The sequence below is a fragment of the Burkholderia sp. COPS genome, assembly GCF_019425585.1.
Classification (GTDB): Bacteria; Pseudomonadota; Gammaproteobacteria; order Burkholderiales; family Burkholderiaceae; genus Burkholderia; species Burkholderia cepacia.
On the sequence record NZ_WIXR01000002.1, the window covers coordinates 329,720 to 353,081 of the forward strand.

Sequence of the window (23,362 nt, forward strand, 5' to 3'; positions counted from 1 at the left end):
GCTTCGTTCATATGGCTTGTCTAAATCACTGTCGGATAACGCGCGACGCGGAGTAAGTGCCACCAGCGTTCGGAATATCAAGCAGGCTTCAGGAGGCGCTAAGATGTGGCCCGTAGCCATCTAATGACGTGGCCATTAACGAATAGCGGGGGAGTGCATGCTGCAGGTAGACCGTGGCCGGGTTACCGACCCGGAAACGCTTTCGCCGATCGAGATCGCGGAGGCCTGCGGGGAGCACGGGCAGCTGGTTGTCCAGTTCAGCACGCCCGAAGCCTACAACGCGGTGATCCTGCAATCGCTGAACGAAGCTTGCCGGCTAGCCGGGGACCGCCTTCAGGTCCGGTTCTACGGGCACTACCGGACGCCGTTCGATGCGGCCTCGCTGCGCCATTTGCCCGAAATACGCGACCTTGCAGTCGATTGCCTTTCCGAGATCGTCCATGAAGAAGAAGTCGGCCTGCTTCCAAAGCTGAAACGCCTGAGTTTCGGGGTTTTCAAGCTGAATCGGCCCGACTTCCTCGACACGATCGACGTTGGCCGACTTGAGCGGCTTGTGCTGGCTGAAAACCATAAGCGGAATATCGATCTGTCGCCTCTGGCGCGGTGTGGATCGCTGACCGAACTATTCATCCAAGGCCACTCAAAGGATATCGACGCGATCGCAGGTCTATCCCGCCTGCGCAAGCTGACGCTCAGTTCCTATGCAAAAAAGCATCCGCTCGGCTTCATCTCGGCCATCTCGAACTTGAGGGAAATGACGCTGATCCTGGGCGGTCGCGATGACATCGACGACCTGTCTAGTACAACCATCGAGATGCTGCAAATCCTGCGCGTGCGCGGGCTTTCCACGTTGGGCGACCTATCACGCTTGCCCTCGCTTTCTGCCCTGCGCATCGAGGACCAGTTGCAGCTTTCGAGGCTGGACCTGTGCGGCGCGAAGTTGGAACGGCTGTCGCTGTTCAATTGCCGGAACCTGGCTGAATTACCCGGACTAGACGTGCAGGACCGGTTGCGGGAGTTTCGCGCTTCGGGCGTGGCGCTTGACCTGAATGCATTGCGTGACCGGGATTGGTCTCCGGTTACTCGTTCTGTCAGCCTGTTTTCGGGCAGCATGAAATGGAACGACGACGCCGAGGTCCGCCTGGCTGCGCGTGGGTTAGGCGAGAAGGGTAGCCTCTGGCCATGATTTACCGTTAGGGCCTGCCGCAACTCAAGGCGGCAGTAGTGGATATCCGTAGCGCGCGTGCTTCCCCGATCCTTGATTTCGTTTGCTTGATATTGTCAACAGGCTCCAGGAGAATCCGCAGATGAGCCAGCTTGTTCAGATTGCGCCCGGCGTTGTGTTCTCATCTGATGTGCTTGGCGTCGATTGGGCGCGGAAATATCGACAGGACGACGGCGATGCACAGCCCACGGACCGGCAGGACCTGGCGGTAAAGGAAAGCGATCAGACAGGTCGCACAAGCATGCCGGCTCAGTTGTCGTTGTTGTAGAGAACCGCCGATCGCAGGCACCTTGCGCCTGTCGCGCCTTCGCGTTGCCGCCGACGTTCGCTCCTGCGCCGATGCCCGACGCAGGCACCGGTTTCTTCCGAGAGTGAGTGCCGGGCCTGACCAAACGTCAACGGGAAGCGCGCGCGAGCGCGAGGTCGCGCTTCCGTTCCGACCGCTTCTTACGCGTCTTTCAGCCAGGGCATTTCCACGGGTGACACGACCAGCTGCCGGAATTCGCGTTTCAGATCGAAGATGAACCCGACCAGGATCATGGATTCGGCGTAAGGAATCGGAAAGACATGCGGATTTTCCGGGGTCCGCAGGGGGCGCTCGGGCGTGTCGGCGGTCGCTGCGGCGTTCTCGCGAACGCTTTCCAGTTCGTCAGCCATGGCCGGGTCACCGACTTTCAACACACGGTTGCGCAGGTCGCTGAAGGGCTCGATGCGCGCAGCGTCTTCGTGGTATTCGGGTACTTCGTAAACGAACCAGGACATTTTCGTCTCCCATGAGAAGGGGCGCTATTCTAACGCTGCCCGAGGATCCACCGAAAATCGGCCATGTCGTGCGATGGCAGTGGGCGCCGCGAGGAAGTGGGCCTTCGAGGTGTGATCACCGATGTGTCTCCCTGAATCACCCGAAAACCGCGCGGCCCTGAACCGATACGTCGAATGGCGCTGGAAGCGCAGCAAAGCAACGACGCCCGACCGGAGCAAGTGGCGGGGACTATGGTTGAAGGGCATCGATGCTGAAGAAGCGGGCCGGTATCGCCGCGAAAACGTGGTGATCGCGGGTGCGAGTACAACCCCGCCGGATTTCATGCATCTGCCTGCTGAAATGGCCGCGCTGATCGACTGGTATGAAGCGGCTGGAGACATGCATCCGGTCGAGCGGGCGGCGGAGCTGCACACGCGATTCGCGAAGATCCATCCATTCATTGATGGTCGACCGCGATGGGCACCGGATCCGGAAACGTGCCGCCGACCGATCGAGGTCGCGCGGGGATATCAGGGAGCCTTGATTTTGCTGCGTTTTATCGGCGTAGATCGAACCAGATCCGCCAAGGCTTGCCAAGCGGCACCTGAAACAATACTCAGCGGTATCAGTCGCTTGCTGAATGGCCCTTTCGCGCCTCTGATACCTGCCCTGAATGAATGTGCCACCTGATTGGAATAGTGGGTGGCCCTCGGAATAGGGCGCTATTGAAACAAAAGTCGGCGCCGCCGATAACTGTCAACATTGACAGGGATTGCTTCAAATCGAGTGCTTGCCGACTCGACGACAGCACGACCTGATTGAAGACAGGCGGATGATCCGTCAAGCGTGACGCCATTTTGCCAACGTGGGCAGCTCGCGTTCGGTGGCCGTATCGTCCAGGCGGGTCCAGCTGTAAAACGTGCCGTTCCATCCCGGAACGGGCAGGGGCGCCGCGCATTTGACGTCGGCGAGGCCCGGCCGATAGGCCTGCGATGGCCAGAACAGCGGCATGATGCTGCGCGCCTCCATGCCTTGGCGCAATTCGGCCGGACCGTTCGCGTCGGACACGATATCGCAGTGAAACGACCAGTCCTCCTCGTTCCAGGCGAGAAATACGCTTGGCGCGCCCGCGGCGTCGAACATCAGCACCGCGTCCTGATTGGGGCGCCAGTAGTATTCGACGATGCCTTCCCGCGCGGCCACTTCGTCGATCAGTTTGACGATCCTCGGATCCCGGTAGGTCGACCCCGCTTCATGCAGGCTGATGTGCCCGCGAGCCGCGCAGTGCTTGCGCTTCGCGTTGTCCAGCACGGTTGCCAGCTTGCGCGGCATCTCGACGTCGGTTTTCTTCAGAAAGCAATCGATCAGTCCGGCGTTGAACGCGTCCACCGCCTCGCGCTCGTCGGCAACGCCGGTGAGCAGGATTTTCATGCAGTTTGCGTTGCGGATGGAGGAAAGAAGCTGGATGCCGTCGACCTCCGGCATCGAAAAGTCCACGACCACCGCGCCCACCGCCTCGAATCGGGCGGGATCGGAGAGCGCATCCTCGCCGATCGCATTGCCGCCTTTTTTCTCCGCACCGAAATAGTCCGCGGCCGTTGGCGGCATCTCCACGTCACGCGACGACACGAAGTCGAGCGCCACCCGGGGTTGCGTAAAAAAGCGGTTCAGGTGTTCATCCGGAAATGCGCCCCGCAGCGCCTGCAGGAAATCCGGGTTGTCGTCGACAAACACCACGGACACGGGATAAAGCACCGGCTGCCTGACGAAGGTTTGCATACGAGTGTCGATAAATCAGCAGAAAAAGATTCGATAACGGAGACGCGTTTCCAAAAATGACGGCCGCGTTGCATGACCGGGCCAATTATCCGGCGAAAGTGGGATTTGCATCAACCATTTGTCAACCACTAATTTGGCATGTATTGACCGAAGCGCTCAACAGAATTGCACGGCGAGAATCTGGCCATTCCTTCTCGTTGAAGGAATGCGCCGCTACCGCCAGTAGCGATTCAAGGAGTTATCCATGTTGACGCAAGACGCGATTCTTCACGTTCTTTCAAACGAAACGGCACATCAGTCCGAAAAAACCTTCCACCACGTGGTCGACATTTACCTCAAGGATTCCAATGCCTTCATGAATACCTATTTCGCACGCTACTTCGAATGGCAGGGCGTGTGCCGTGAACGCTGGTTTCACGAATGCATCCACAACAACCTGCTGGCGGCCGGCGGTTCGTTCGTGACGAAGCGCGCGCATCAGGAATACGTCCAGGAGACGTTTCCGTTCCAGCGCGTCGACTGCTTCCTCAATACGTTCGAGGTTCGGCAGTGTTCGGCGTATCTGCTGTTTCGCTTCTACGTCGACGGACGACAGGTGTCGCTGGGGTACCAGCAGATCGTGTTCGCCGGTCCCGACAAGCGGATCAGCCGGTTTCCGGCGGGCATCATCGAGCGCGTCAAGGCGTATGAACTGATCCTGCCGTCCGCCGCGAACTGAAGGTGAGACTGCCTTACCCGATGCGATAGTGCCGGGTGGGCGCCGGCGGATCGCGCAATGCCTGGTCCGCCGGCGAGCCGGGCTCCGGCAGCCGAATCGTGAACGTGGTCCGGACGCCGGGGATGGATTCACACGCGATGGCGCCGCCGAGCGCTTCGCAGGCGCGGCGACAGAAGCTCAAGCCCATGCCCGCGCCGCACCCGTGCGACTTGGTCGAGAAGAAGGCGTCGAAGATTTGAGGAAGCACCTCGGGAGCGATGCCCGGGCCCGTGTCGCTGAAACGCACCACGCAATAACCGTTGCTGCGATGCGCGTCGATCTCGATCTGCCCACGGCCGCTTGCGTCGATCGCATACAGGGCGTTTTTCAGCAGGTTGAAGATGACGAAGATCACGAGCGAGTCGGTTCCGGAGAACCGGAGGTCCGGATCGATCGCGCCGACCGACACGCGGTCGCGCTCACCCGGACGGAAGGGAAAACGATCCACCGCGGCGTCGACACAGGCCCGTATCGGATAGGCCGCGAAGCCGTGGCGATCGAGGCGGTCCAGCGTAAAGGACGCCAGCGACATTTCGACCACGGTGCTCGTGGTGTCGACCTGGCGCCGGATCGACGATGCGAGCGTCGGCAGCCGGTCCAGCTGCCCCGGATACAAGCTGTCGGCGCACAACCGGTGCTCCACCGCCAGCCGATACCCGCGCAGCAGCGCCGGCAGGACGTTGCGCAGCTCGTCCGCGTGCAGGCCGATCGCCGCCAGCGGCGTGGCCACTTCGTGCGCGACCGTCGCGGCCAGGAGATAGGGGCCCATCAGGCCATAGCGGACGATCGACGTCGCGAGAATCCCGAGACTCATCGCGATGAACAATACGCCCACCGGATAGAACTCGACGCCGTAGTTCACCGCGTAGTCGGTGGCCGCGAGCGAGTAGAGGCCCAGGCTGACGAGACATTGCGTGAGCAGTTGCCGGACATCCCGCGCGCGCGTCTGTCGTCGTGCCTCGATCAGGAGCCAGCCGCTGCGGCCGACCAGGAGGACGGTCTGCACGACGTGCAGCGGATGCAGGGGGCCCGCGTTGGGATACGGGCCGAAGAAATGCAGGCGGAATCCATCGACGACCCCATTGCCCGTGACCAGCAGCACGGCCAGCAGCACGCACAGGCCGTAGGAGGCGAACATGAACGGCCGCTCGTCCCGACGCGACACGATCTCCGTCACGAAATGATAGAAGGTCGTCGGCAGGAACAGGATGAACAGATAGCCAGCCTTGACCAGCAAGCTGGCGACGTCCGCGTCGGCCGTCTGGAACAGGAAGGCCCACGTTCCCTGCCAGACGAAGGTCGCCGCGCACATCAAGGCGAACGGGACGGAGACCCGCGTGAGGCCCTTGGTGGCCAGCACGTAGAGGCCGAACCCGAGAAACAACGCGGAGACGAACGCGGGCAAGATCGAGTACATGATGCGTGAATCCACAATGTTCACTGGTCGCGCACCACTGTACTGTCCTGGCCGGTGCCGGTTGCGAGAGTAGCATGCAGCGGCAGGCGAGCGAGCGCGGGCGGGTTGGTCCACGAGGGTTTCGCGCATCTCGATTGCGGATCGTGCGCGTGGCGGATCCTGAATAGGATAATCGATCGCCGTCGTGATCAGGAACTGGCCATGGGCTAAAACTTTGCCGCATGCGAACCATGCATTCACGATTGCATTCGTTATTGCGATCGCGCGAACTATCGCCATGACAAATGCCGGGAACCGCGCAGTAACGAACGCTGCGGCCGATCGGGTGAAGCGGGAATTCGAACAATGCAACAATTTGCCGCAGTCAAATTGCTCGATCAGCGGATGAACTGTTCTCGATTTTCAAGCGATTTTTCGAAGCAATCGCATCGATCGAACACGAAATCCAGAATAATCGACCGACCCGATGCATCTTTCCGGGAACCCGCGTTCCCTGTCATGGAAAAATGACGTCAGGCGGATAGCGGATGCATGCCTGCGGTAAACACCACAGGCTACGCATTAACACCGAGTTTCACGAATATTTCGCGATGATCGAAAATCGCACGGATTATCGAATCAAATTCGATGCCGACGGCCGCGGCACGGCCATCATGGAATCAGCATGACTTTTTTGCCGTCCGCGACGTTCTGGATGACCTTAAGCCGCCACATCAAAAAAATTGATCATCAGCATTATGTAAAATCGAATCCTAACGATATCCGGGAAGGACGGATTCGTGTCGCGACGAATGGTTTCGCTACTGTAATGAACTGTCGGATCTCGGCGAGCTACCGACGATGACTCGTAAGCTTACAGCCGATACCGTCTTGACGGCGTGAGTTATCGATTTCCCCAACGATTGGAAGCCGTGCGAAGCAGCGTGGCATTGGCAGCGCGCAGATTGAACAGTTCGGCTTCGAAGCGTAAGCGTGTTCGCACGACGATTCCCGATGTGACCGCGCTGCGCCCGCTCAACTCAACTGGGCTCTAACTCAAGCGCGCGCGTGACAAGCGCATCGATCGTACCGTCGTGCTGAAATCCCGCCTCGATGGCACGGCGGTCAGTCAGTGGCGGTTGTCGTCCGAAAAGCCGCTCGATCCGTTCCACCGGAGCGTAATCGACGTCGAACGAGCCGAAGCGCCGGACCAACGCATCGACGATCTCTTGAACCGACAGATGCAGCACCGGGGGCGTCCAGACTCGGCCCGCGTGCAAACCCTCTGCGGACAGGCGTGCGGCGTGCAGCAGGTTATCGACGCAGCATCTGCGCGACATCCACCATACGGTGGCCGAAGGCGAAACGGGACACGTATAGGACTGGCCGCGCTGCGCCGCGCGGAAGATCTGACTCATGAACGCGGATCCATGTCCGGCGGACAGCGCCGGACGAGCCACGATGCCCGGCAGGCGTAACGCACGACCATCCAGCTTGCCGCGGCGCGTCCAGTCGGCAAGGATCAGCTCGCCCACCAGCTTGTGCACGCCGTAACTCATGGTCGGGCGCGGCACGGTGTGCTCGTCCACGGCAGGGGGTAACGACTCGCCCAGCGCCGCAACGCTGCTGGCATAGACGACGCGCGCCGCACTCCCCTGCTCCGTCGCCTGCTTCGCCAGGCGGTCGAACAGCGCCAGCATGCCCGACAGATTCACCCGGTCACCCTCGGCCGGTTCGGCCTCCGCCTGCGAGCCGGGCATGCTCGCCAGATGAAAGACGACGTCGACGGGTTTCGACAACTGCGGATCGAGAATCTCCAGGCTGCTGAAATCGCCGACCAGCGCCGTGATTCGGGCATCGTCGTACGGCCATCCCGCTTGCCGGTCGACCAACAGCAATTCCGACACGTCGCCAGGCTCCACGATGCCGTCGTGCAGCAGCCGTTCGACCAATGCCGTTCCGACAAATCCGCCCGCCCCGGTCACCAGCACTCTCATGGCCGGGCCTCCCCGTCGTCGGCGCATGACGCACGCACAACCCGCTGGTCGATCGTGCCGAATGGGGCGTTGCCGGCGTCATCGCGCGCCGTCATCCTGATCCGGTCGCCAAAGCGCATGAACCGCGTGCGTGCGCCCCCTTTGTCGATCATTTCGATCACGCGGCGCTCGGCGAGGCACGCCGAGCCCGCGCCGCGATCGGCATTCGACACCGTCCCTGACCCGACGATCGTCCCCGCCGACAGGCGGCGCGTCCGGGCCGCATGCGCGATCAGTTCACCAAAGCCGAAGTTCATCTCGCGTCCATGCGGATGACCGAACCAGTGGTCGTTCCATTCGACGTGCAGGCTCAGATGCACACGGCCGTCGCGCCAGTGCTCGCCGAGTTCGTCAGGTGTGACGGCGACCGGAGCAAAGCTCGTAGAGGGCTTGGCCTGCAGGAAACCAAAGCCCGTTTTCATTTCGCGCGGACCGAACGCACGCAGGCTCCAGTCGTTGAGCTGTACGATCAGACGGATGCAGTGCAGCGCGCCGGCGGCCGATACGCCCATCGGCACGTGCCCCACCACCACACCGAATTCGCCTTCGAAATCGATGCAGTCGGCCTCGTCAGGAAAAGGCACGTCGCTGGCCGGGCCGAGGAAGTCGTCGCTGGCGCCCTGATACATGACCGGCACCGTATCGAACTCGGGAATCGGCGGAGTATTGAACGCCTGCTCCATCAGGCGGCCGTGATTCAGAAACGCCGAGCCATCGCACCACTGCGGACTGCGCGGCAAGGGCGCGGCGCAGGCGGCCGGATGGAACGGACGCGCCTCCGGCACGCTGCCGGCGTTCAATGCGTCGTAACGCGCCTGCAAGCCGGGCGCGAGCGCGTCCCAGCGCTCAAGCACATCAAGCAGCGTCGTGGCGATCGGCGCGGCCTCGACGGCATGGCGCAGGTCGCGCGACACGAGCAGCAAGCGGCCATCGGCGCCACCGTCGGGCAAGGTGGCGAATTTCATCGCGCGCCTCCGTGTGCCGGCGTATCGAGCACGGCGGCAATCGCCGGATCGTAGGCGCCGTCGATCAGAACGAACAGCATCCGGCATGGACGGCCCGAGCGATTCGCCCAGGCATGATTGGTTCCGCGCTGAATCACCACGCTGCCCGGCGCCAGGGCGACTTCTGCATCGTCGAGGATCAAGGTCATTTCGCCTTCGATCACCACGCCGTAGTCGATCGACTCGGTGCGATGCATCAGCGGATGCGGCGACCCGGCTTTCACCGTCGACGCTGCGGCGTCGCCGATCTGGCTGAATGCGTGGTGCATTTTCACCGCCCCGTGCGCGAGAAACTCCGGCGTGTCGGGCGGAATGTCGACGAAGCGCATACGGGTGCCGTGCTTCGGCGGCGGCAGCATGAGCGCGTCAAGCGTGGGATCGGCACCGTTGTCCACCCTGGCGGGGCTCGATGATGTGCTCCACACTTCGTGGAATACGGTGCCGGGAATCGCGGCGATTTCCACCACGGTAGGCAGAGGACCGTCGGATGCGACGACGGCGCGGCCGTCGGCATCGTGTCCGGTCACCACGCGCCGAATCACTGGAAAGTTCATGCTGCCGCCTCCATGTCGGTGTCGTCGAAAATCGCGACGGCACGCGTCCACCCTGCCGACGCACCGCGAATCTTGTGCGGGAAGCAACTGATCGTGAAGCCGGTCGGCGGCAAGGACGTGAGGTTGTGCAGCTTCTCCAGATGGCAATAGCCGATATCGCGCCCCGCCTTGTGCCCTTCCCAGATCAGCGACGTATCGCCCGTCTCCGCGATCTTCTTCGCGGTATGGGAGAACGGGGCATCCCAGCTCCATGCATCGGTGCCGGTCAAGCGCACGCCACGCTCCAACAGGTACATGGTCGCTTCGTAGCCCATGCCGCAGCCCACGTTGACGTAGTCGTCGTGCCCGTAGCGCGATCCGGCCCGCGTGTTCACGACGACGATATCGAGCGGCTGCAGTGCATGGCCGATGCGCGCGAGTTCGGCCTCGACGTCGGCGGCCGTCGCGACGTAGCCGTCCGGAAAGTGCCGGAAATCGAGCTTCACGCCCGGCTGGAAGCACCATTCCAGCGGCACCTGATCGATCGTGATAGACGGCCGGGCTTCGCCCAGGCTCGCATCCATCGTCGAATGGAAATGCCAGGGCGCGTCGAGATGGGTGCCACTGTGGGTCGTCAACGTGACCCACTCCGCGGCGGCGGCTTCACCGTCGGGATAGTCCTCGGGTTTGGTCCCCGGCAGCATCGCCATGAATTCGGGCAGCGTGTCGCCGTGCTTCTGGTAGCTGATCCTGGGCGCGAGCGGCGGCGGATCGGAGAGAACGTCGTTCTCGAGATAGATGGACAGATCGACAAACCGTCGGACGGGTTTCATGTTCAGACTCCTGGGGATGGGGGACGGCGGTCGAGCCGCGAGAAGCAGATCGCCGCAGCGGCAGCGATCAGCACTGCGGCGATCCCGAGGCTGCCGTAGCCGGACACCTTGACGAGCGTGCCGCCGAGCACCGGCCCGATGGCGGCGCCCGTCATCAGCATGGCCGGCGTCGCGGCAACGGCGCGGCCGGTGCGGTCGATGCGCGCGAGCATGCCGAACGCGAAGGTGTGGGTGAAGATCATCACGGCGGCAAAGACCGAGGTGGCCGCCGCGTACGGCGCGAACGCCGCGCTTTGCGTGATGACCAGCGCGAGCACGGCCTGTACGACGGGGCCGGCCTGCACGACCTTGCGGCCCGGCACGCGCGTTTCGAGCAGCCCCGCGACGGGAGCGGGAAACAGGTTGACGAAGCCGAGCGCGATCAGCGTCGCGATCACGGCACTCAAACCGAATCCGCGATCGAGGCCGATACGCTGAACAAAGCTGAACAGCATCGACTGCGTCAGCGCCATGCAGCCGACGCCCGCCATGCCGAACCAGACGACACGCTCGAAACGAGGCTCGTCGCCGGTCGCCGCGTTGCGGCGCGCCTGAATCGACGGAAACGCGAGCGCGCATGCGAGCGTGGCGACGCCCATCACGCCCGCAAAAACGCGAAACAGCGTCGGACCGCCGTGCGTTGCGACCAGTCCCGGCACGGCACCGAGAAACGCGATCGCGAAAACACCGAGCGCGAGGCCGGCGATCGCGAACAGACGATGCGGATTGCGGCTGCGCCCGACGGTGCCGTGCGTGAAGCTCAGGCCGCATCCGACGGCGACGCCCGCGACGGCATGCAGGGCCGCCATCATCAGATAACGATCAACCGGCACGGATGTGATGCCGAGAAACGCGCCCGCCGCGATGCCGAAGCCGACGGTCGACATCACGCGCGCCGGTAGCCGATTCAAGCGCGGAGAGAAATAGACGCTGCTCAGCACGGCACCGGCCAGAAACAGCGTGGGGAGCAGACCCGCCCGCTGTGGATCGAGCCGATACGCACCGATCAACGTGCCGACCCAGACCGGCAAGGCCACCAGATCGACCATGCCGGCGCAATGCGCGATCATCAAAGCAACGGTGCCGAACGTGCCAAGCCGCACCGTGTCGGTCGATGCCGACAGGTCGACACGCGCCGGCGTCGAGGGGGAAAGGTTCGTTTCCATCGTGCCTCCCCTGCGTCAGATCGGGCGCGCGAGATTCATGTGCGTCTCGTGCATGATGCGTCGGTGTTCGTCTCGGTCGCCGCCGACGATTTCGATCTCGCCGAGGCGCCCCGAGTTTTCCACCACCATGCGGCAGCGCTCCCAGCGGCGCGCCTGAAATGCGTGCAACGCAGCGTCCACCGTCACGCCGCCCCCCAGCTCTTCGGCCAGCACGATCGCATCCTCGATGCCGATACCCGCGCCCGCCGCCATATGGGGCGTGGTGGCGTGCACCGCGTCGCCGACGAGCACCACCCGCCCGCTGAACCAGGGCGTCGGCAGCAGCAGGCTTTCCAGCGGACGATAGTTGACGCGTGATTCGGTGCCGATCTGGGCGCGGATGGACTGGATCAGCGGCACGTCGAACGATGCGAGCAACTCGGACAGCATGCGCGGCCATTCGGCAGGATCGATGTAGTCGTTGGTCGGCCTGTCCTCGGTGACGAAGACGTACATTTCGTCCCGGGAAACCGGATTGACGCCCGCCTTGATCCGGGGCCCCAGCCACATCGTCGCGCAAGCGATCTCCGCCGGTCGCGGCACCACGGCGCGCCATACGCCCTGGCCCGTATAGCGAGGCTTCGGCGCATCGGGAAATGCAACGCCGCGCACTTTCGAGTAGAGTCCGTCCGCTCCGACCACGAGGTCGTAGGTACCGTGCGTGCCGTTCGTGAACATCACGTCCACCTGTTCGCCGCGCGGCTCGATCCGCGAGAAGGTACAGCCGAGCTGCACGCGCACGCCCGCGGCACGTGTAGCCTTGGCGAGAATATCGGCCAGCACCGGGCGCATGATTGCGCCGCCGCCAGGAACGTCCTCGCCGGCCACTCGCGGAGTCGGCAGCGTGCCGATGGGCTGGCCGCCGGCGGTAAACAGATTCACGCCGTCGCCGCCGTGGCCGCGATCGAAGAAGGCATCGAGCACGCCGATCGTGCGTAGCGCGCGCAGCGTGGGGCCGCCGATGCTGATGCCGGCACCGTACGAGCGCCAGCCCGGGTCGATCTCGACGAGGTCGACGGTGAGGCCGAGCTTCGCGCACTGGATTGCCGTCGCCATGCCGGAAAAACCGCCGCCGATGACGAGGACGTGTTGAAGAGGGGCTGCCATCTGGATGTCTCCTTGTTATGTCTGATGTGGGTGTGTCATGTCGCAATCAGCACGATGGTGCCGTCGTCCGTCACGTCGATCTCGACGGGCGTGAGCCGCTGGCCGAGGCACGGGCCGAGTACGCACTCGCCGCTTGCGATGTCGAACTGCGCGCCGTGCGCGTGGCAGACGATGCGGGTGCCGTCGCCGTTCAGGTAAGCGTCCTTGCGCCAGGCCATCTGCGTTTCACCGAAAAAGTGCGGGCACGCGTCGCGATACGCACAAACCTGCGTGCCGTGCCGCACGACGAAAAGCGTGTCGTGCCCCTGCCCGCCGGGATCGAAACCACGTGCACCGGGATCGGGCAGATCGTCGACGCTTGCGAGAGGAATACGGTCGGGGTATGTCTCGGACATGGCAGAACGATTCTCGCCGTCAATCCGACTTCGCCACCGCTGCCCCCGCAGGAGGACCGCCCGGCGCCCACTTCTCGCGATGCTGGAACAGGAACAGTTGCGATGCGTCGGCGCCCATCGGCGCCTCGCGCGCGTTCCACGCATCGTCGTGCAGATCCATGTCGGCGTCGTACTCGACGTGACAGCCGAGCGGGCTGTTGAAATACCAGAACCAGTTCGAGCCGAAGCGATGGCGCCCCGGCCCCCAGAACGACTGGTAGCCCTTCGCGACGAAACGCGTACCCGCCTGCAGAACCTCGGTCGGTCCGCCCATGTGGAACGTGAAATGCTCGCACCCCTTCATGAACGGCGGCGTCTGAATCATGAACAGCGTGTGATGGTCGAGCGTGCCGGCCGGCTGCAGGAACGGCCCGACGCCCGTGAATCGGTCGGTACAGCGAAAGCCCAGACGCTCCACATAGAACGCTTCGGCCTTCGCGGCATCCGGCACGAAGTAGACGACGTGCGATAGCGTGCGCGGAGTCAGCAAGGCATCTTCGCTCACCGCCACGACGTTCGGCGCGCGCTGTGCAGGCGCGCCCGGCGCATTCACGGGCTCGGCGGGCAACACGAGCGAACGGCGCGTGGTGACCTGGAAGCCGATCGCGAAGCCCATGTCGTCGAGCGATTCGATCGATCCATCGGCGAGTGTGTTCACTTCGCGGTCGCGGCGCAGCTCCGCCGCGATGGCATCGAGCGTCGCGGCATCGGCGACGCCGTAAATCGTCTTGCGCAGCATGCTTGCCGTGCCGAGCGCAGGCGGCAACGCCGGATCGTCGCGGCGCGCGATGTCGATGCCCGTTCCGTCGAGTGCCTCGAAACGGCCGCCGGTGTCGTCGCTGCGCACCGGCAGCAGCCCGTAGTCAAGCAGATATTGGCTGCAGGCGGCGACGTCGTCCACGCCGAAAACCAGCGTATCGGGTCCGATGATGTTCATGAGATGTGCGTGCTTGAGATGGGTGAATGAGTCAGAGCGAGGTGCGTCCGCCGAGCGTTTCGGCGATCCAGTCGGCGATGAAGTGCCCCGCGTTGATCGAGTTGTCGAAGCTCGAATGCTGAACGCCGCCTTCACGCTCGGTGAAGATCTTGAGTTCTCGCTTGGGGCTGTTCACGAGTTGCTCGTAGGTGCGGTGCGCCCAGGCGACCGGAATCTGCGAATCCTGCGAGCCATGCGTGACGAGGAACGGCACCTTGATGCGATCGAGCACGCCGTCGAGATGCACGTCTTCGGCGATGCGCATGAAGTCGTCGATATCCTTCGCGCCCCAGACCCAGCAGACGTGCTTCCAGTAGTGCGGCACCGGGAAGTTGCCTTCGCGCTGCAGGCGCTTTTTCTGGACGTCGCGCCAGTCGTGGTTGGCGCCCCACACCACACCGCAAGCGAAGCGCGGCTCGAAAGCGACTGCGCGCGGGCAGTAGTAGCCGCCGAGCGACACGCCTTCCATGCCGATCCGCTTCGGATCGACGTCGCCTCGGCTTTCGAGCCAGTCGACGATCTTGCTCGCCCAGACCTCCGAGTTGTACACGGCATTCAGGCCGTGCAGCCGCAACGCTTCGCCGGTACCGGGCTGGTCGACAATCAACGACGATACGCCGCGCGCGGCCAGCCATGCCGGCAAGCCCACGAAGTACTTCATTTCCTTGGTCGAATCGAGCCCGTTGACCTGCACGAGCAGTGGACTGCGCGCATCGGCGCTCTTCGCTTTCACAAGGAGTCCGGAAAGATGAGTGTCGCCGTACGGAATCGCGACGCGCTCGCAGTTGTCGCCGGCGAGCACGATGCCCTTGTCGAACGTATCGAGCGAGCGGTGGTACAGCTCGAGGCGCCCCGGGGCATCGTGCGCGAGCATGCGCTCGGCCGTGATCAGGTAGATCGCGGCACGCTTGTATTTCTCGCCCGCCGACAGCAGCCGCCCCAGGGCCTCGTCGTCCCGCGCGAGATCGCAAAGACGATCGGCCTTGTCGACCCACGCTTCGCGAAACGCACGTGTGCCGTCCGCGTCCGGCTGCCTGGCCGCTTCCTGGAGCGGACCGCACATGTCCTCGATTTCGCCGATGCGCGCACCCATTTCGATGGCGAGATTGACGGACAGATTCCAGACATAGTTGGTAGGAAAGTATCGGAACATGCTGATTGCCTCGATTGAAATTGCGTATTGCTCGATGACGGTGCTGACGGCCGGGTTCTCGCGCGCTGTCCGGCACGCGAGACGATGCTCAGCCCTTGCGCCCGAAGCCTGCCCACAACGGGATGGCGATGTTCAGCCAGACACTGCTGCTCTTGGCCGTGTTGGCGGCATAAATGCCTTGCTGATAATTGAGGTTGACGTTCCAGCTTCTGGCGTCGTACACGACCGACGGGCCGATGCCGAAAGTGCGCATGCGATTGCCCACGCGCACGCCGCCGGCCTTGTCGTCGCTGAACTGGTTCAGGTACGCGCCGACGACGCCGAGCTTCCATGGGCCGAAGTTCCAGCCGGCGTTGAACTCGGCGACGTAACCGTCGCCCGAGCTGTAGTCCGTCGCGCCGTTCTTCAGGTTGAGTAGGAAGCGGTTCGCGAGTGCGACGTCGATTCCGTTGGGAACGTTGTAGCGAATCGAGATCACCGGCTGCACCGAGGTGTACCCCACCGCGACGCTCGACTTGACTGGGCTATAGGAACCCGTCTCGAACGCAACGTCGATGCCCGACGCGATCGCCAGGTTCGGCGAGAGATTCCATTGCAGCAACACAGGCGTCAGCGTGATGTTGGAGAGGCCGTTCTGTGTGCCCGACTGCCCGAACACCGTGCTGTGCAAGGACACAACGGGAATGACCAACTGCGTATAGACGTTTGCGCCGAGCAGGTGGAACGGATACGCCGCCAGCAGGCGCGTGGTTTCCGAGAACACCGACGTATGGAACGGAATCGGCAGTTTCTTGCCGTCGTTGCCGTAGAGGCCGTTCGCAAAGCTGTAGTTGAACTGTTCGAGTGCGAACAAGCCCGGAATCGGTGGCAGGTTGGCGATGTTCGTCCCCACCGCTCCGGCCGGATACGGTGAAATCCCGCCTTCGAATGCCTGCGCTTCCTTCATCGAACCGGTCGCCAACACGGCGCAACCGACAACGGCTGCGATCAGTTTCGTGGACATGCTGTCTCCTCCTGCTCGGGGCGCGTTTGCACCTCCGGTCATCTCTTTTAATAGTGGAAAGCGCGGTGCACACGGCCGAGGTACAGCGGTACGTTCGACCTGAAATGCCCTGACGCTGGCCTCCCGATGCGATGCGTCGGCAGCCGTCGCGTCGAGATAGCGCTAGGTTAAGATAGGCCGATGTATCCCAAAAATGGATTCGATCCATTGCCGATATCGACGGCGTCAATACTTTCAGGTTAAACCCTGATAGTGCATCCGGCGGTCACGCGGCAGCGAAGAGGACAACGGAGACAGCACACATGCGGTTCAACAAGCTCGACCTCAATTTGCTCGTTGCGCTCGACGCGCTCCTGAGCGAACAGAACATCAGCCGGGCGGCCGAAAAGATCCATCTGAGCCAGTCGGCGATGAGCAACGCGCTTTCGCGGTTGCGCGACTACTTCAACGACGAACTGCTGGTGCAGGTCGGCCGCAAGATGGAACCGACGCCCCGCGCCGAGGCGCTCAAAGACGCCGTGCGCGACATTCTCGTGCGCGTCGACGCGACGGTGGCTGCCCATCCCGAATTCGTGCCAGCGCAAGCGAATCGGTTGTTCCGCCTGTTCGTCTCGGACTACACGATGACGACGCTCATGCCGCACCTGTTCGCGCTCGCTTACAAGGAAGCACCCGGCATCCGATTCGAGCTACGTCCGCAAGTCGCTTATCCCCACCGCGTGCTTGAACGCGGCGAAGCGGATCTGCTGATCATCCCCAAGGAGTATTGCTCGACCGAGCATCCGGCCGAGGTGCTGCTGGAGGAAACCTACTGCTGTGTGGTGTGGAACCACAGCCCCCTCTCGCAGGGCGAGATGACGAACGAGCGCTACATGGCGGCCGGGCACGTCATCGTGCAGGTCGGCGACGCACAGACGACGCTCGAAGACTGGTTCATGCAGCGGCTCGGCGTCGTGAGGCGCGTCGAGGCGAGCACGTACAGCTTCGTGTCGCCGGCCCATCTGCTGGTCGGCACGAACCGGATCGCCACCATGCACCGACGGCTCGCCGAAGAGGCCGCACGCAGCCTGCCCATCGTGCTGCGCGAGGCGCCGGTGCCGGTTCCGACGCTGGAGCAGGCGATGCAATGGCACAAGCATCGGACCTCGGACCCCGGACTCACCTGGTTGCGCGGGCTGCTGAAAGAGGCGGTCGCGAAGATGGACGAAGGGCGCCATGATGCTCGCAAGACATAAGGCCTCAAGAGGTACTTTCTCGGCACCACTACGCGCGCATGGCGCTATGAGGCCGATGCCGTTCCGTGAAGTCGCCCACTCGCTGCGACTTCGTTCCAATGGGTCAAAACCAGGGATGTCCACACAAAGACGACTTGCGTATTGCCGAGCGAGTCAACCATTTTCTCCGTGGGTACGATACGAGTAGCTGACCACGACGCCGCGCTCGAACAGCAGTTCTTCGATGTCGCGCAGGCTAAGCGGGAAGCAAAAATGCCAGCGGCACGGCCAGGCTGATGATGGCCGCCGGAAATCGATGTCCACGATAGAGCGATGTCGTCTTCATTCCGTCATACCTTGCTAACGTGACAGTGCCTGTGCCCCTCGTGAACCTACTCCGCTAACGTGACAGCGTCTCCGGTGCTGAGAACCCCGGACGTTCCGTATAGCACGATACCCATTCGGCAAAGTGCATCGCACCGATACGATCGGGTCCGCAACGGGTCCATGCGGGCAGATCGTCACCATTCGGGTCTCCCGTCTCGATGAAATTCATCAGATAGGACCGCATCATGCCGGAGAGATCGTTCGCGAAAGCACGGCTTGTCCCGGCCAGCATGGGTGCGTCGGTCCAGTCGTCGAAATTGCCGAAAGCGAAGGGCAACTCGAAACAATGGCCAGCGCCCACATGCGGCTGGCGAGACGCGATGTCGAATTGGTAGCCGTAGACATCGCTGCCGGCTTTCGCCAGCGAACCTGCTGCCTCGATTGCGGGTCGCTTGAAGATTGCATACGACGTCAGTTCGACCAATGCCGCGTAGGGCGTGCTTCCCGGACGCTGCTGCATGACACGCTCGTAATGGCGCGTCCCAGCCTCGCCCAATTCAGCGTGGAATACGCGCTCGACCATGCTTCGCGTCGCATCCACGGCTGCCGGGTTGCTCGCGAAGAAGCTGCCGGTTTCGTGGCGCGTCCAACCGATCATCACGGGCTTTGGCGCAAACCGCAACGACTGCGTCACGGGATCCGCCGCGACGCGATCGACCGCGACGGGCATGAAGCCCACCGGTACTGTGCCGAAGCCCGCGCGCGACGCGAGCAGCCTCGCTTGCAAATCCAGCAGCACCTGTACCGGCGCATTTCGCAGATCGACAGCGGGGTCGTGAAATTCAGCGAGTGCGCAAAAGTCCGATGCGATCCGATGCGCCTCCTCGGGCAGGAGAGGCGGGAGGCCGGGCAAGCTGAGTACGGCAGCGGAGCGCGCGAGACCGGCCGTTTCCTTCATCCCCATGAGCATCCTCGTGTACCACGCACCGGCCGATTGGCCCGCAAGTCAAGACCCGTGAGCGTCGCTAGAACAGAACAGCTAGGCCACACTGGTAGTTACCCGAAGAATCACGATCCGGCGCAGACATTTCCCGGCGACGAAATGGCCGCAGACCGAGGCCGTGCTGAGTCGGCGCGTGCGGCTGCTGCCGTCCGGCCGTCCCCCGTCTGACTCATGTCGACGCGGCAGCGGCCATGCGCGCGAGCGGCATGCGAGCGATCGTCTCCGGTTGGTCGACGAACTGGAACTGGCATATCGCGATCGAGCCGCCTTCTTGCCCGGCACCCGGCATCGACGCACTCGAATGGAATGCGGACATGATCGTCATGGGCACTCACGGGCGGCGAGGCGTGACGGGCTGGCTCGTCGGCAGCGTGGCCGGGCGCGTGGCGCGCATCACGAAGACGCCGGTCCTGCTCGTCCATGCGTCGCGTGCGTGACGCGCTTCGTCGTCACGCATCCGCACCCACGGCGTGGAACAGCTCCTCCTCCTGGGCGCAATGCAGGCGCACGATCGCTTCGAGCCCGTACAGCAAGCGCTGTATCGCCTGCACCTGCATGGCGTTCGTTCCGTCGCGCGGCAGGTCGGCGACCGTCTGCCGGAGCGATCGGATCATCCTGAAGATCTCCCGGTGTGCGCCGCTCATGGCCGCCAGTGGATCTTCGCCGCCGAGCAGCGGTGCAAGACGCGCGTAGACCTCCAGATCGTCGGCGCGTTCGTGCGGCAGCAGCCGTTGGTCGAGCGCATCGATGATGCCAGCCAGTTCGCCAGCGATGGCGCCCCCGCACAGTGTCGGCAAGCGATCCGCGAAATCCCTGATCTGGTCCAGCAACGGCAACAATGCCGTGTGCTCGCGCCTGAGTTGCTCGACGTCGATATCGGCCAGCCTGGCTCCCGTGGGCCTCGTGCGCACCAGCAACACGCGTAGCGCATTGACGATGACGACGACGTCGACGACTTCCTGAATCACCGCACCGGCAATCGGCGGCAGGAATCCCGCCGCCGCGATCGTCATCGCGACGACCGACAACGACATGCCGATCACCACGCTCTCGAGCGCGATCCGGCGCGATCGACGTGCGATACGCATCGCATCCACGAGTCGATCCAGCCGATCGACCAGCAAGACCACGTCGGCTGCTTCGGATGACGCGGCCGCTCCCCGCGCACCCATCGCGATGCCGACGTCGGCCGCGGCCAGCGCCGGTGCGTCGTTCACACCGTCGCCGACCATGATCGTCACGCCCTCCTGCCGGGCAGCCTGGATGGCGGCAAGCTTGTCCGCCGGCGTCTGCTCCGCGCGTACATCGGTGACGCCCAGCAGTTCGCCGACGGCCTCGGCAATGTCGTGCCGATCGCCGGTCAGCATGACGAGACGCTCGACGCCTTCACGTTTGAGCAACCGCAATGCCCGTGGTGTTTCCAGCCGCACCTGGTCGGCCATTTGAATCGCGCCGATCATGACGCCATCCACGCCGACGAATACCGCAGCCCCGCCCTCGCTGACGACTCGCGCCAGGAACGCGTCGCTCCACGGCGCAATCGACGCGCACGCAGACACGTATTCGAACTTGCCGATTGCAACGGTCCGGTTGTCGACCTGGCCCGTCACGCCTTCGCCGGCTGTTTCGATGACGGCCGACGGCAGCGACAGATCGATGCGACGTTCACGCGCCGCGACCGTCAGCGCGTCCGAGATGATATGGCCCGATGCTTGGGCCAATGACGCTGCAAAACGCAGCACATCGTCCGCTGCGACGTCCGCGCCGCATTCGATCGCAACGATACGCGCCCGTCCTCCCGTCAGCGTCCCGGTCTTGTCGAAGAACAGAATTGTCGCTTGCGCAAGACGCTCCAGCGCACCTCCGCCCTTGACCAGAATGCCGCGTTTCGAACAACGCGACATGCCGGATACGATGGCGACCGGCACGGCGAGGATCAACGGACACGGCGAGGCCACGACGAGCACGGCAAGCGCACGTGCGACGTCGCCGGTCAACAGCCACGCGATACCCGCGACGAGCAGCGATGCGAGCACGAAGAACGCTGCGTAGCGATCCGCGAGACGCACGGACGGACTGCGCTCGCGTTGCGCACGCTCGACCATGCGAACGATGGCGGCAAACGTGCTGTCGCCCGCCGTCGCGCGGGCAACCATTTCGAACGGCGCGCCGGCGTTGACCACGCCGCTGCATGCGTTTTCCCCGGAACGGCGTCGCAGGGTGGACGATTCGCCCGTCAGCATGGACTCGTCCAGTTCCGCGTCGCCGGTCAATGTGCCGTCGACGGGCACGAACTCGCCGCTCCGCACCAGCAGCCTGTCGCCGGGGACAAGGGTGTCCGGCGCAACCGAGCGCCATTCGCCATTCTCGAAACGAGTCGCCTGCCGGGGAGCGCGGCCGAGCAGTGCGCTCATCTCGCGTTGCGCGCGGTCCTGCGCATACCGCTCCAGCGTCCGCCCGCTCGCCAGCATCAACGCAATCACGGCCGCCGCAAGCGTTTCGTCGAGCACGACCGCCAGCGCGATCGCGAGCCACGCGAGCACGTCGATGCCGGCCTGTCGCCTCATCACGGCCTTGACCAGCGAGACCGTCAATGCGAGCAGGACCGGCAGCGTCCCCAGCAGCCACGCGAATCGCGCGAGCGACGGCTGGCCGAACGCCACGCATACGCCGCCGCCGGCGAGCGTGGCGGCCGCCAGAATCAGCAACACGAGATCGATCGACCAGGGGACTCGGGACATGACCATTGCTCCGATCGTCGTGCATGGTGGTGTTCGCCGCATCCGGCTCCGGTTGCGGACGGCGTGGCATCAGTCTAGGAAGCGCCGTGCTTCGAGCATTGACATGGGTCAGGACGGCGTGCGTCCCGTGAACGACCGGCACGCCGCGTTGCTTGACGTGAGTCAAGCCATCGGCCTCTTTCCTCAGCAAAATCGAGCCGTGACACCGGATGGCCTGGAGTCGATATCGTGCTGACGCTGGCTGTACTTTTCGTGCTGATTCTTCTGCTGAATCTCATGCCGGCGTTCGCCCCGCCCACGTGGATGGCGATGTCATGGGTCGGGTTCAACCTGCCCGACGGCAATCCGTTCGTCTTTGCCGTCGTGGCGGCCGGCGCGGCGACGACGGGCCGTGTCATCCTGGCGACCTTCGCGAGATCGCTCGTCCGCTCCCGCTGGGTGCGGGAATCCGACCGCGAGAATATCGACGTCGCCACGCGCTGGCTGCGACAGCACCGGACGCTCACCGCCGGCGCGTTCTTCTTCTACGCCTTGAGCCCGCTGCCGTCGAACTACCTCTTCATTGCATACGGGCTTTCCGGGTTGCCGCTCAGAATCATCGCGACGGCGTTCTTCATCGGCCGCGCAACGACCTATGCGATCTGGGCGCATCTCGGCCGCTTTGCGTCGACCCGGCTGGACGTGGAATCGGAACTCGAAGGCACGTATCTCGGCGGCTACTTCGTCGTCACGCAACTGGTCCTGCTCGGCCTCGTGTTCGCGCTGATGAAGCTCGATTGGCGTGCGCTCGTCAATGAACGCCGGCTGACGTTCAGACGCGGCCATCATCCGCGCGGCTCCGATTGACACACGGCGCACGCGATCTTGCGATCGGGGGCATCGGCCAGCCACTCCAAGAGCGCTACCCAGAGCGCCGTGACGTGGACGCGCGCGATCGCTTCAGGATGGCGGACCACAGCATCCCGCCTCTCACCAGCAGCAGGATCGCCGCGAGTGCGAGCGGCGCACCAGTTTCCAAGCGCTGATCACCCTCTTTGGTACCGGCCGTGCCCAACGCGCCGAAGGCGGACAAGTGCTCTGGCTGCGACTGCCCCTACACCCTCCCCGCCAAATGAAACCGCGAAGCCGGATGCCACAACCGCACCGACGTCGCGACCTGGTCACCGACCCAGGTCCGCCGCCGGAGCAACAAGCACGGCTCGCCGATTTCCATCACCAGATGCCGGCGCACCTGCGCATCGGGCTTCTGCGCATAGATCCGGAACTCCGCGCGCTGGATCGGCGCGAGCCGCACCATATAGTGATTCGGCGTCTCGACCGTGAAGTCTTGTTCCAGATACGCGGGAAACAGCGCCGGGTTCACGTAGCGATCCTCGAACTGGATCGGCTCGTCGTCCTCGTAATGCACGATACGCGAATGAAACACCGGCCCCGAGCGCAGCCCGAGCGCTTCGATCGCCTCCGTATCGTCGCTGCTTTCGAGCAGCAGCACGCGCCCGCTGTGCCGATGGCCGCGCTCCGCGATCTCGTCCGCGATATTGCGGATTTCCAGCACCGTCGATTCGTAATGCCGCCGTTCGACGAACGTGCCCGCGCCCTGGATACGGGTCAGCACGCGCTCGGCGGTCAGCTCGCGCAGCGCGCGCGACACCGTCATCCGCGCGACGCCGAACTCCTTGACCAGTTCGGCTTCGGTCGGAATCGCCCCGCCGGGTTTCCAGTCGCCTTTCGCGATCCGCTCGACGACGTAACGCTTGATCTGCTGGTAGGCCGGCAGCGCGCGCGCCGGCACGTCGTCGCCCGACGCGACCGCCAGCCCGGCGGAAAGGTGTCGTTCCATATGGTTCATGCGCCC

The 23,362-nt window shown here is 63.7% G+C and carries 20 protein-coding genes and 6 pseudogenes; 7 read left to right on the forward strand and 19 right to left on the reverse strand.

Annotated elements, in window-relative coordinates; translation table 11 throughout:
- Window positions 1–157: 157 nt before the first annotated feature.
- Both FOZ70_RS01985 and FOZ70_RS01990 read left to right on the forward strand, forming a co-directional pair.
- Window positions 158–1,186 carry a hypothetical protein gene (locus tag FOZ70_RS01985; RefSeq protein ID WP_219704840.1) on the forward strand — a complete coding sequence of 343 codons (1,029 nt, stop codon included), beginning with the start codon at window positions 158–160 and terminating at the stop codon, window positions 1,184–1,186.
- Between the two features lie 121 nt (window positions 1,187–1,307).
- A complete protein-coding gene (locus FOZ70_RS01990; protein WP_059856008.1) occupies window positions 1,308–1,493 on the forward strand; it encodes a hypothetical protein in 186 nt (61 codons plus the stop codon).
- A gap of 179 nt (window positions 1,494–1,672) precedes the next feature.
- Here the strand turns inward: FOZ70_RS01990 and FOZ70_RS01995 are convergent, their stop codons facing one another.
- Entirely contained in the window at window positions 1,673–1,987 is a 315-nt protein-coding gene (locus FOZ70_RS01995) for a hypothetical protein (RefSeq protein WP_021158081.1), read from the reverse strand.
- Between the two features lie 229 nt (window positions 1,988–2,216).
- On the opposite strand from FOZ70_RS01995, the pseudogene FOZ70_RS02000 reads away from it, so the two are divergent.
- A pseudogene (locus FOZ70_RS02000) lies at window positions 2,217–2,435 on the forward strand (Fic family protein); the annotation flags it as partial.
- Between the two features lie 372 nt (window positions 2,436–2,807).
- Here the strand turns inward: FOZ70_RS02000 and FOZ70_RS02005 are convergent.
- Window positions 2,808–3,746: a response regulator gene (locus FOZ70_RS02005; protein WP_219704841.1), complete on the reverse strand. Its 939-nt coding sequence runs from the start codon at window positions 3,744–3,746 to the stop codon at window positions 2,808–2,810.
- Window positions 3,747–3,990: 244 nt separating this feature from the next.
- On the opposite strand from FOZ70_RS02005, the gene FOZ70_RS02010 reads away from it, so the two are divergent.
- Window positions 3,991–4,464, forward strand: a complete 474-nt coding sequence (locus FOZ70_RS02010; protein WP_021158078.1) for a thioesterase family protein — start codon at window positions 3,991–3,993, stop codon at window positions 4,462–4,464.
- A gap of 13 nt (window positions 4,465–4,477) precedes the next feature.
- Here FOZ70_RS02010 and FOZ70_RS02015 read toward each other — a convergent pair whose 3' ends face one another.
- From FOZ70_RS02015 to FOZ70_RS02065, 12 genes and pseudogenes are all read right to left on the reverse strand, one after another.
- The gene (locus FOZ70_RS02015; RefSeq protein ID WP_219704842.1) at window positions 4,478–5,920 is read right to left on the reverse strand and encodes a sensor histidine kinase; all 1,443 of its coding nucleotides are present in this window, start codon (window positions 5,918–5,920) and stop codon (window positions 4,478–4,480) included.
- Between the two features lie 883 nt (window positions 5,921–6,803).
- Window positions 6,804–6,884, reverse strand: a pseudogene (locus tag FOZ70_RS37910) (plasmid pRiA4b ORF-3 family protein); the annotation flags it as partial.
- Between the two features lie 55 nt (window positions 6,885–6,939).
- The gene (locus FOZ70_RS02020) at window positions 6,940–7,896 is read right to left on the reverse strand and encodes an NAD-dependent epimerase/dehydratase family protein (RefSeq protein ID WP_219704843.1); all 957 of its coding nucleotides are present in this window, start codon (window positions 7,894–7,896) and stop codon (window positions 6,940–6,942) included.
- On the reverse strand, window positions 7,893–8,900 hold the full coding sequence (locus FOZ70_RS02025) for a fumarylacetoacetate hydrolase family protein (protein WP_059485730.1): 1,008 nt from the start codon (window positions 8,898–8,900) through the stop codon (window positions 7,893–7,895). Before FOZ70_RS02025 ends, FOZ70_RS02020 begins: the two co-directional genes overlap by 4 nt.
- Complete coding sequence (locus FOZ70_RS02030) at window positions 8,897–9,493, reverse strand: cupin domain-containing protein (RefSeq protein WP_021158329.1); 597 nt, start codon at window positions 9,491–9,493, stop codon at window positions 8,897–8,899. Before FOZ70_RS02030 ends, FOZ70_RS02025 begins: the two co-directional genes overlap by 4 nt.
- The gene (locus tag FOZ70_RS02035) at window positions 9,490–10,305 is read right to left on the reverse strand and encodes a cyclase family protein (RefSeq protein ID WP_219704844.1); all 816 of its coding nucleotides are present in this window, start codon (window positions 10,303–10,305) and stop codon (window positions 9,490–9,492) included. Before FOZ70_RS02035 ends, FOZ70_RS02030 begins: the two co-directional genes overlap by 4 nt.
- A gap of 2 nt (window positions 10,306–10,307) precedes the next feature.
- Window positions 10,308–11,510, reverse strand: coding sequence for an MFS transporter (locus FOZ70_RS02040; RefSeq protein ID WP_021158327.1), 1,203 nt, complete (start codon window positions 11,508–11,510; stop codon window positions 10,308–10,310).
- 15 nt (window positions 11,511–11,525) lie between these two features.
- Window positions 11,526–12,656: an FAD-dependent oxidoreductase gene (locus tag FOZ70_RS02045; RefSeq protein WP_219704845.1), complete on the reverse strand. Its 1,131-nt coding sequence runs from the start codon at window positions 12,654–12,656 to the stop codon at window positions 11,526–11,528.
- A gap of 35 nt (window positions 12,657–12,691) precedes the next feature.
- Entirely contained in the window at window positions 12,692–13,051 is a 360-nt protein-coding gene (locus FOZ70_RS02050) for a Rieske (2Fe-2S) protein (RefSeq protein WP_021158325.1), read from the reverse strand.
- A gap of 19 nt (window positions 13,052–13,070) precedes the next feature.
- Window positions 13,071–14,027, reverse strand: a complete 957-nt coding sequence (locus FOZ70_RS02055) for a VOC family protein (RefSeq protein WP_021158324.1) — start codon at window positions 14,025–14,027, stop codon at window positions 13,071–13,073.
- 31 nt (window positions 14,028–14,058) lie between these two features.
- Complete coding sequence (locus FOZ70_RS02060; RefSeq protein ID WP_059648616.1) at window positions 14,059–15,219, reverse strand: prolyl oligopeptidase family serine peptidase; 1,161 nt, start codon at window positions 15,217–15,219, stop codon at window positions 14,059–14,061.
- Window positions 15,220–15,307: 88 nt separating this feature from the next.
- Window positions 15,308–16,222, reverse strand: a complete 915-nt coding sequence (locus FOZ70_RS02065) for a transporter (RefSeq protein ID WP_059587554.1) — start codon at window positions 16,220–16,222, stop codon at window positions 15,308–15,310.
- 302 nt (window positions 16,223–16,524) lie between these two features.
- Between FOZ70_RS02065 and FOZ70_RS02070 the strand changes: the two genes are divergently transcribed.
- A complete protein-coding gene (locus tag FOZ70_RS02070) occupies window positions 16,525–17,457 on the forward strand; it encodes a LysR family transcriptional regulator (protein ID WP_021158321.1) in 933 nt (310 codons plus the stop codon).
- Window positions 17,458–17,640: 183 nt separating this feature from the next.
- Here the strand turns inward: FOZ70_RS02070 and FOZ70_RS02075 are convergent.
- Window positions 17,641–17,782, reverse strand: a pseudogene (locus FOZ70_RS02075) (IS6 family transposase); the annotation flags it as partial.
- A 54-nt stretch (window positions 17,783–17,836) separates the two neighbouring features.
- Window positions 17,837–18,757: pseudogene (locus FOZ70_RS02080) on the reverse strand (carboxylesterase family protein); the annotation flags it as partial.
- Window positions 18,758–19,056: 299 nt separating this feature from the next.
- On the opposite strand from FOZ70_RS02080, the pseudogene FOZ70_RS02085 reads away from it, so the two are divergent.
- Window positions 19,057–19,203, forward strand: a pseudogene (locus FOZ70_RS02085) (universal stress protein); the annotation flags it as partial.
- A 12-nt stretch (window positions 19,204–19,215) separates the two neighbouring features.
- On the opposite strand, the gene FOZ70_RS02090 reads toward FOZ70_RS02085, so the two are convergent.
- Complete coding sequence (locus tag FOZ70_RS02090; RefSeq protein WP_219704847.1) at window positions 19,216–21,507, reverse strand: heavy metal translocating P-type ATPase; 2,292 nt, start codon at window positions 21,505–21,507, stop codon at window positions 19,216–19,218.
- A 228-nt stretch (window positions 21,508–21,735) separates the two neighbouring features.
- Between FOZ70_RS02090 and FOZ70_RS02095 the strand changes: the two genes are divergently transcribed.
- Complete coding sequence (locus tag FOZ70_RS02095; protein WP_021158299.1) at window positions 21,736–22,353, forward strand: hypothetical protein; 618 nt, start codon at window positions 21,736–21,738, stop codon at window positions 22,351–22,353.
- A 35-nt stretch (window positions 22,354–22,388) separates the two neighbouring features.
- Here the strand turns inward: FOZ70_RS02095 and FOZ70_RS37915 are convergent.
- Both FOZ70_RS37915 and hutC read right to left on the reverse strand, forming a co-directional pair.
- A pseudogene (locus tag FOZ70_RS37915) lies at window positions 22,389–22,537 on the reverse strand (cation-efflux pump); the annotation flags it as partial.
- A gap of 63 nt (window positions 22,538–22,600) precedes the next feature.
- Window positions 22,601–23,356, reverse strand: a complete 756-nt coding sequence (gene hutC, locus FOZ70_RS02100; RefSeq protein ID WP_219704848.1) for a histidine utilization repressor — start codon at window positions 23,354–23,356, stop codon at window positions 22,601–22,603.
- Window positions 23,357–23,362: the final 6 nt, after the last annotated feature.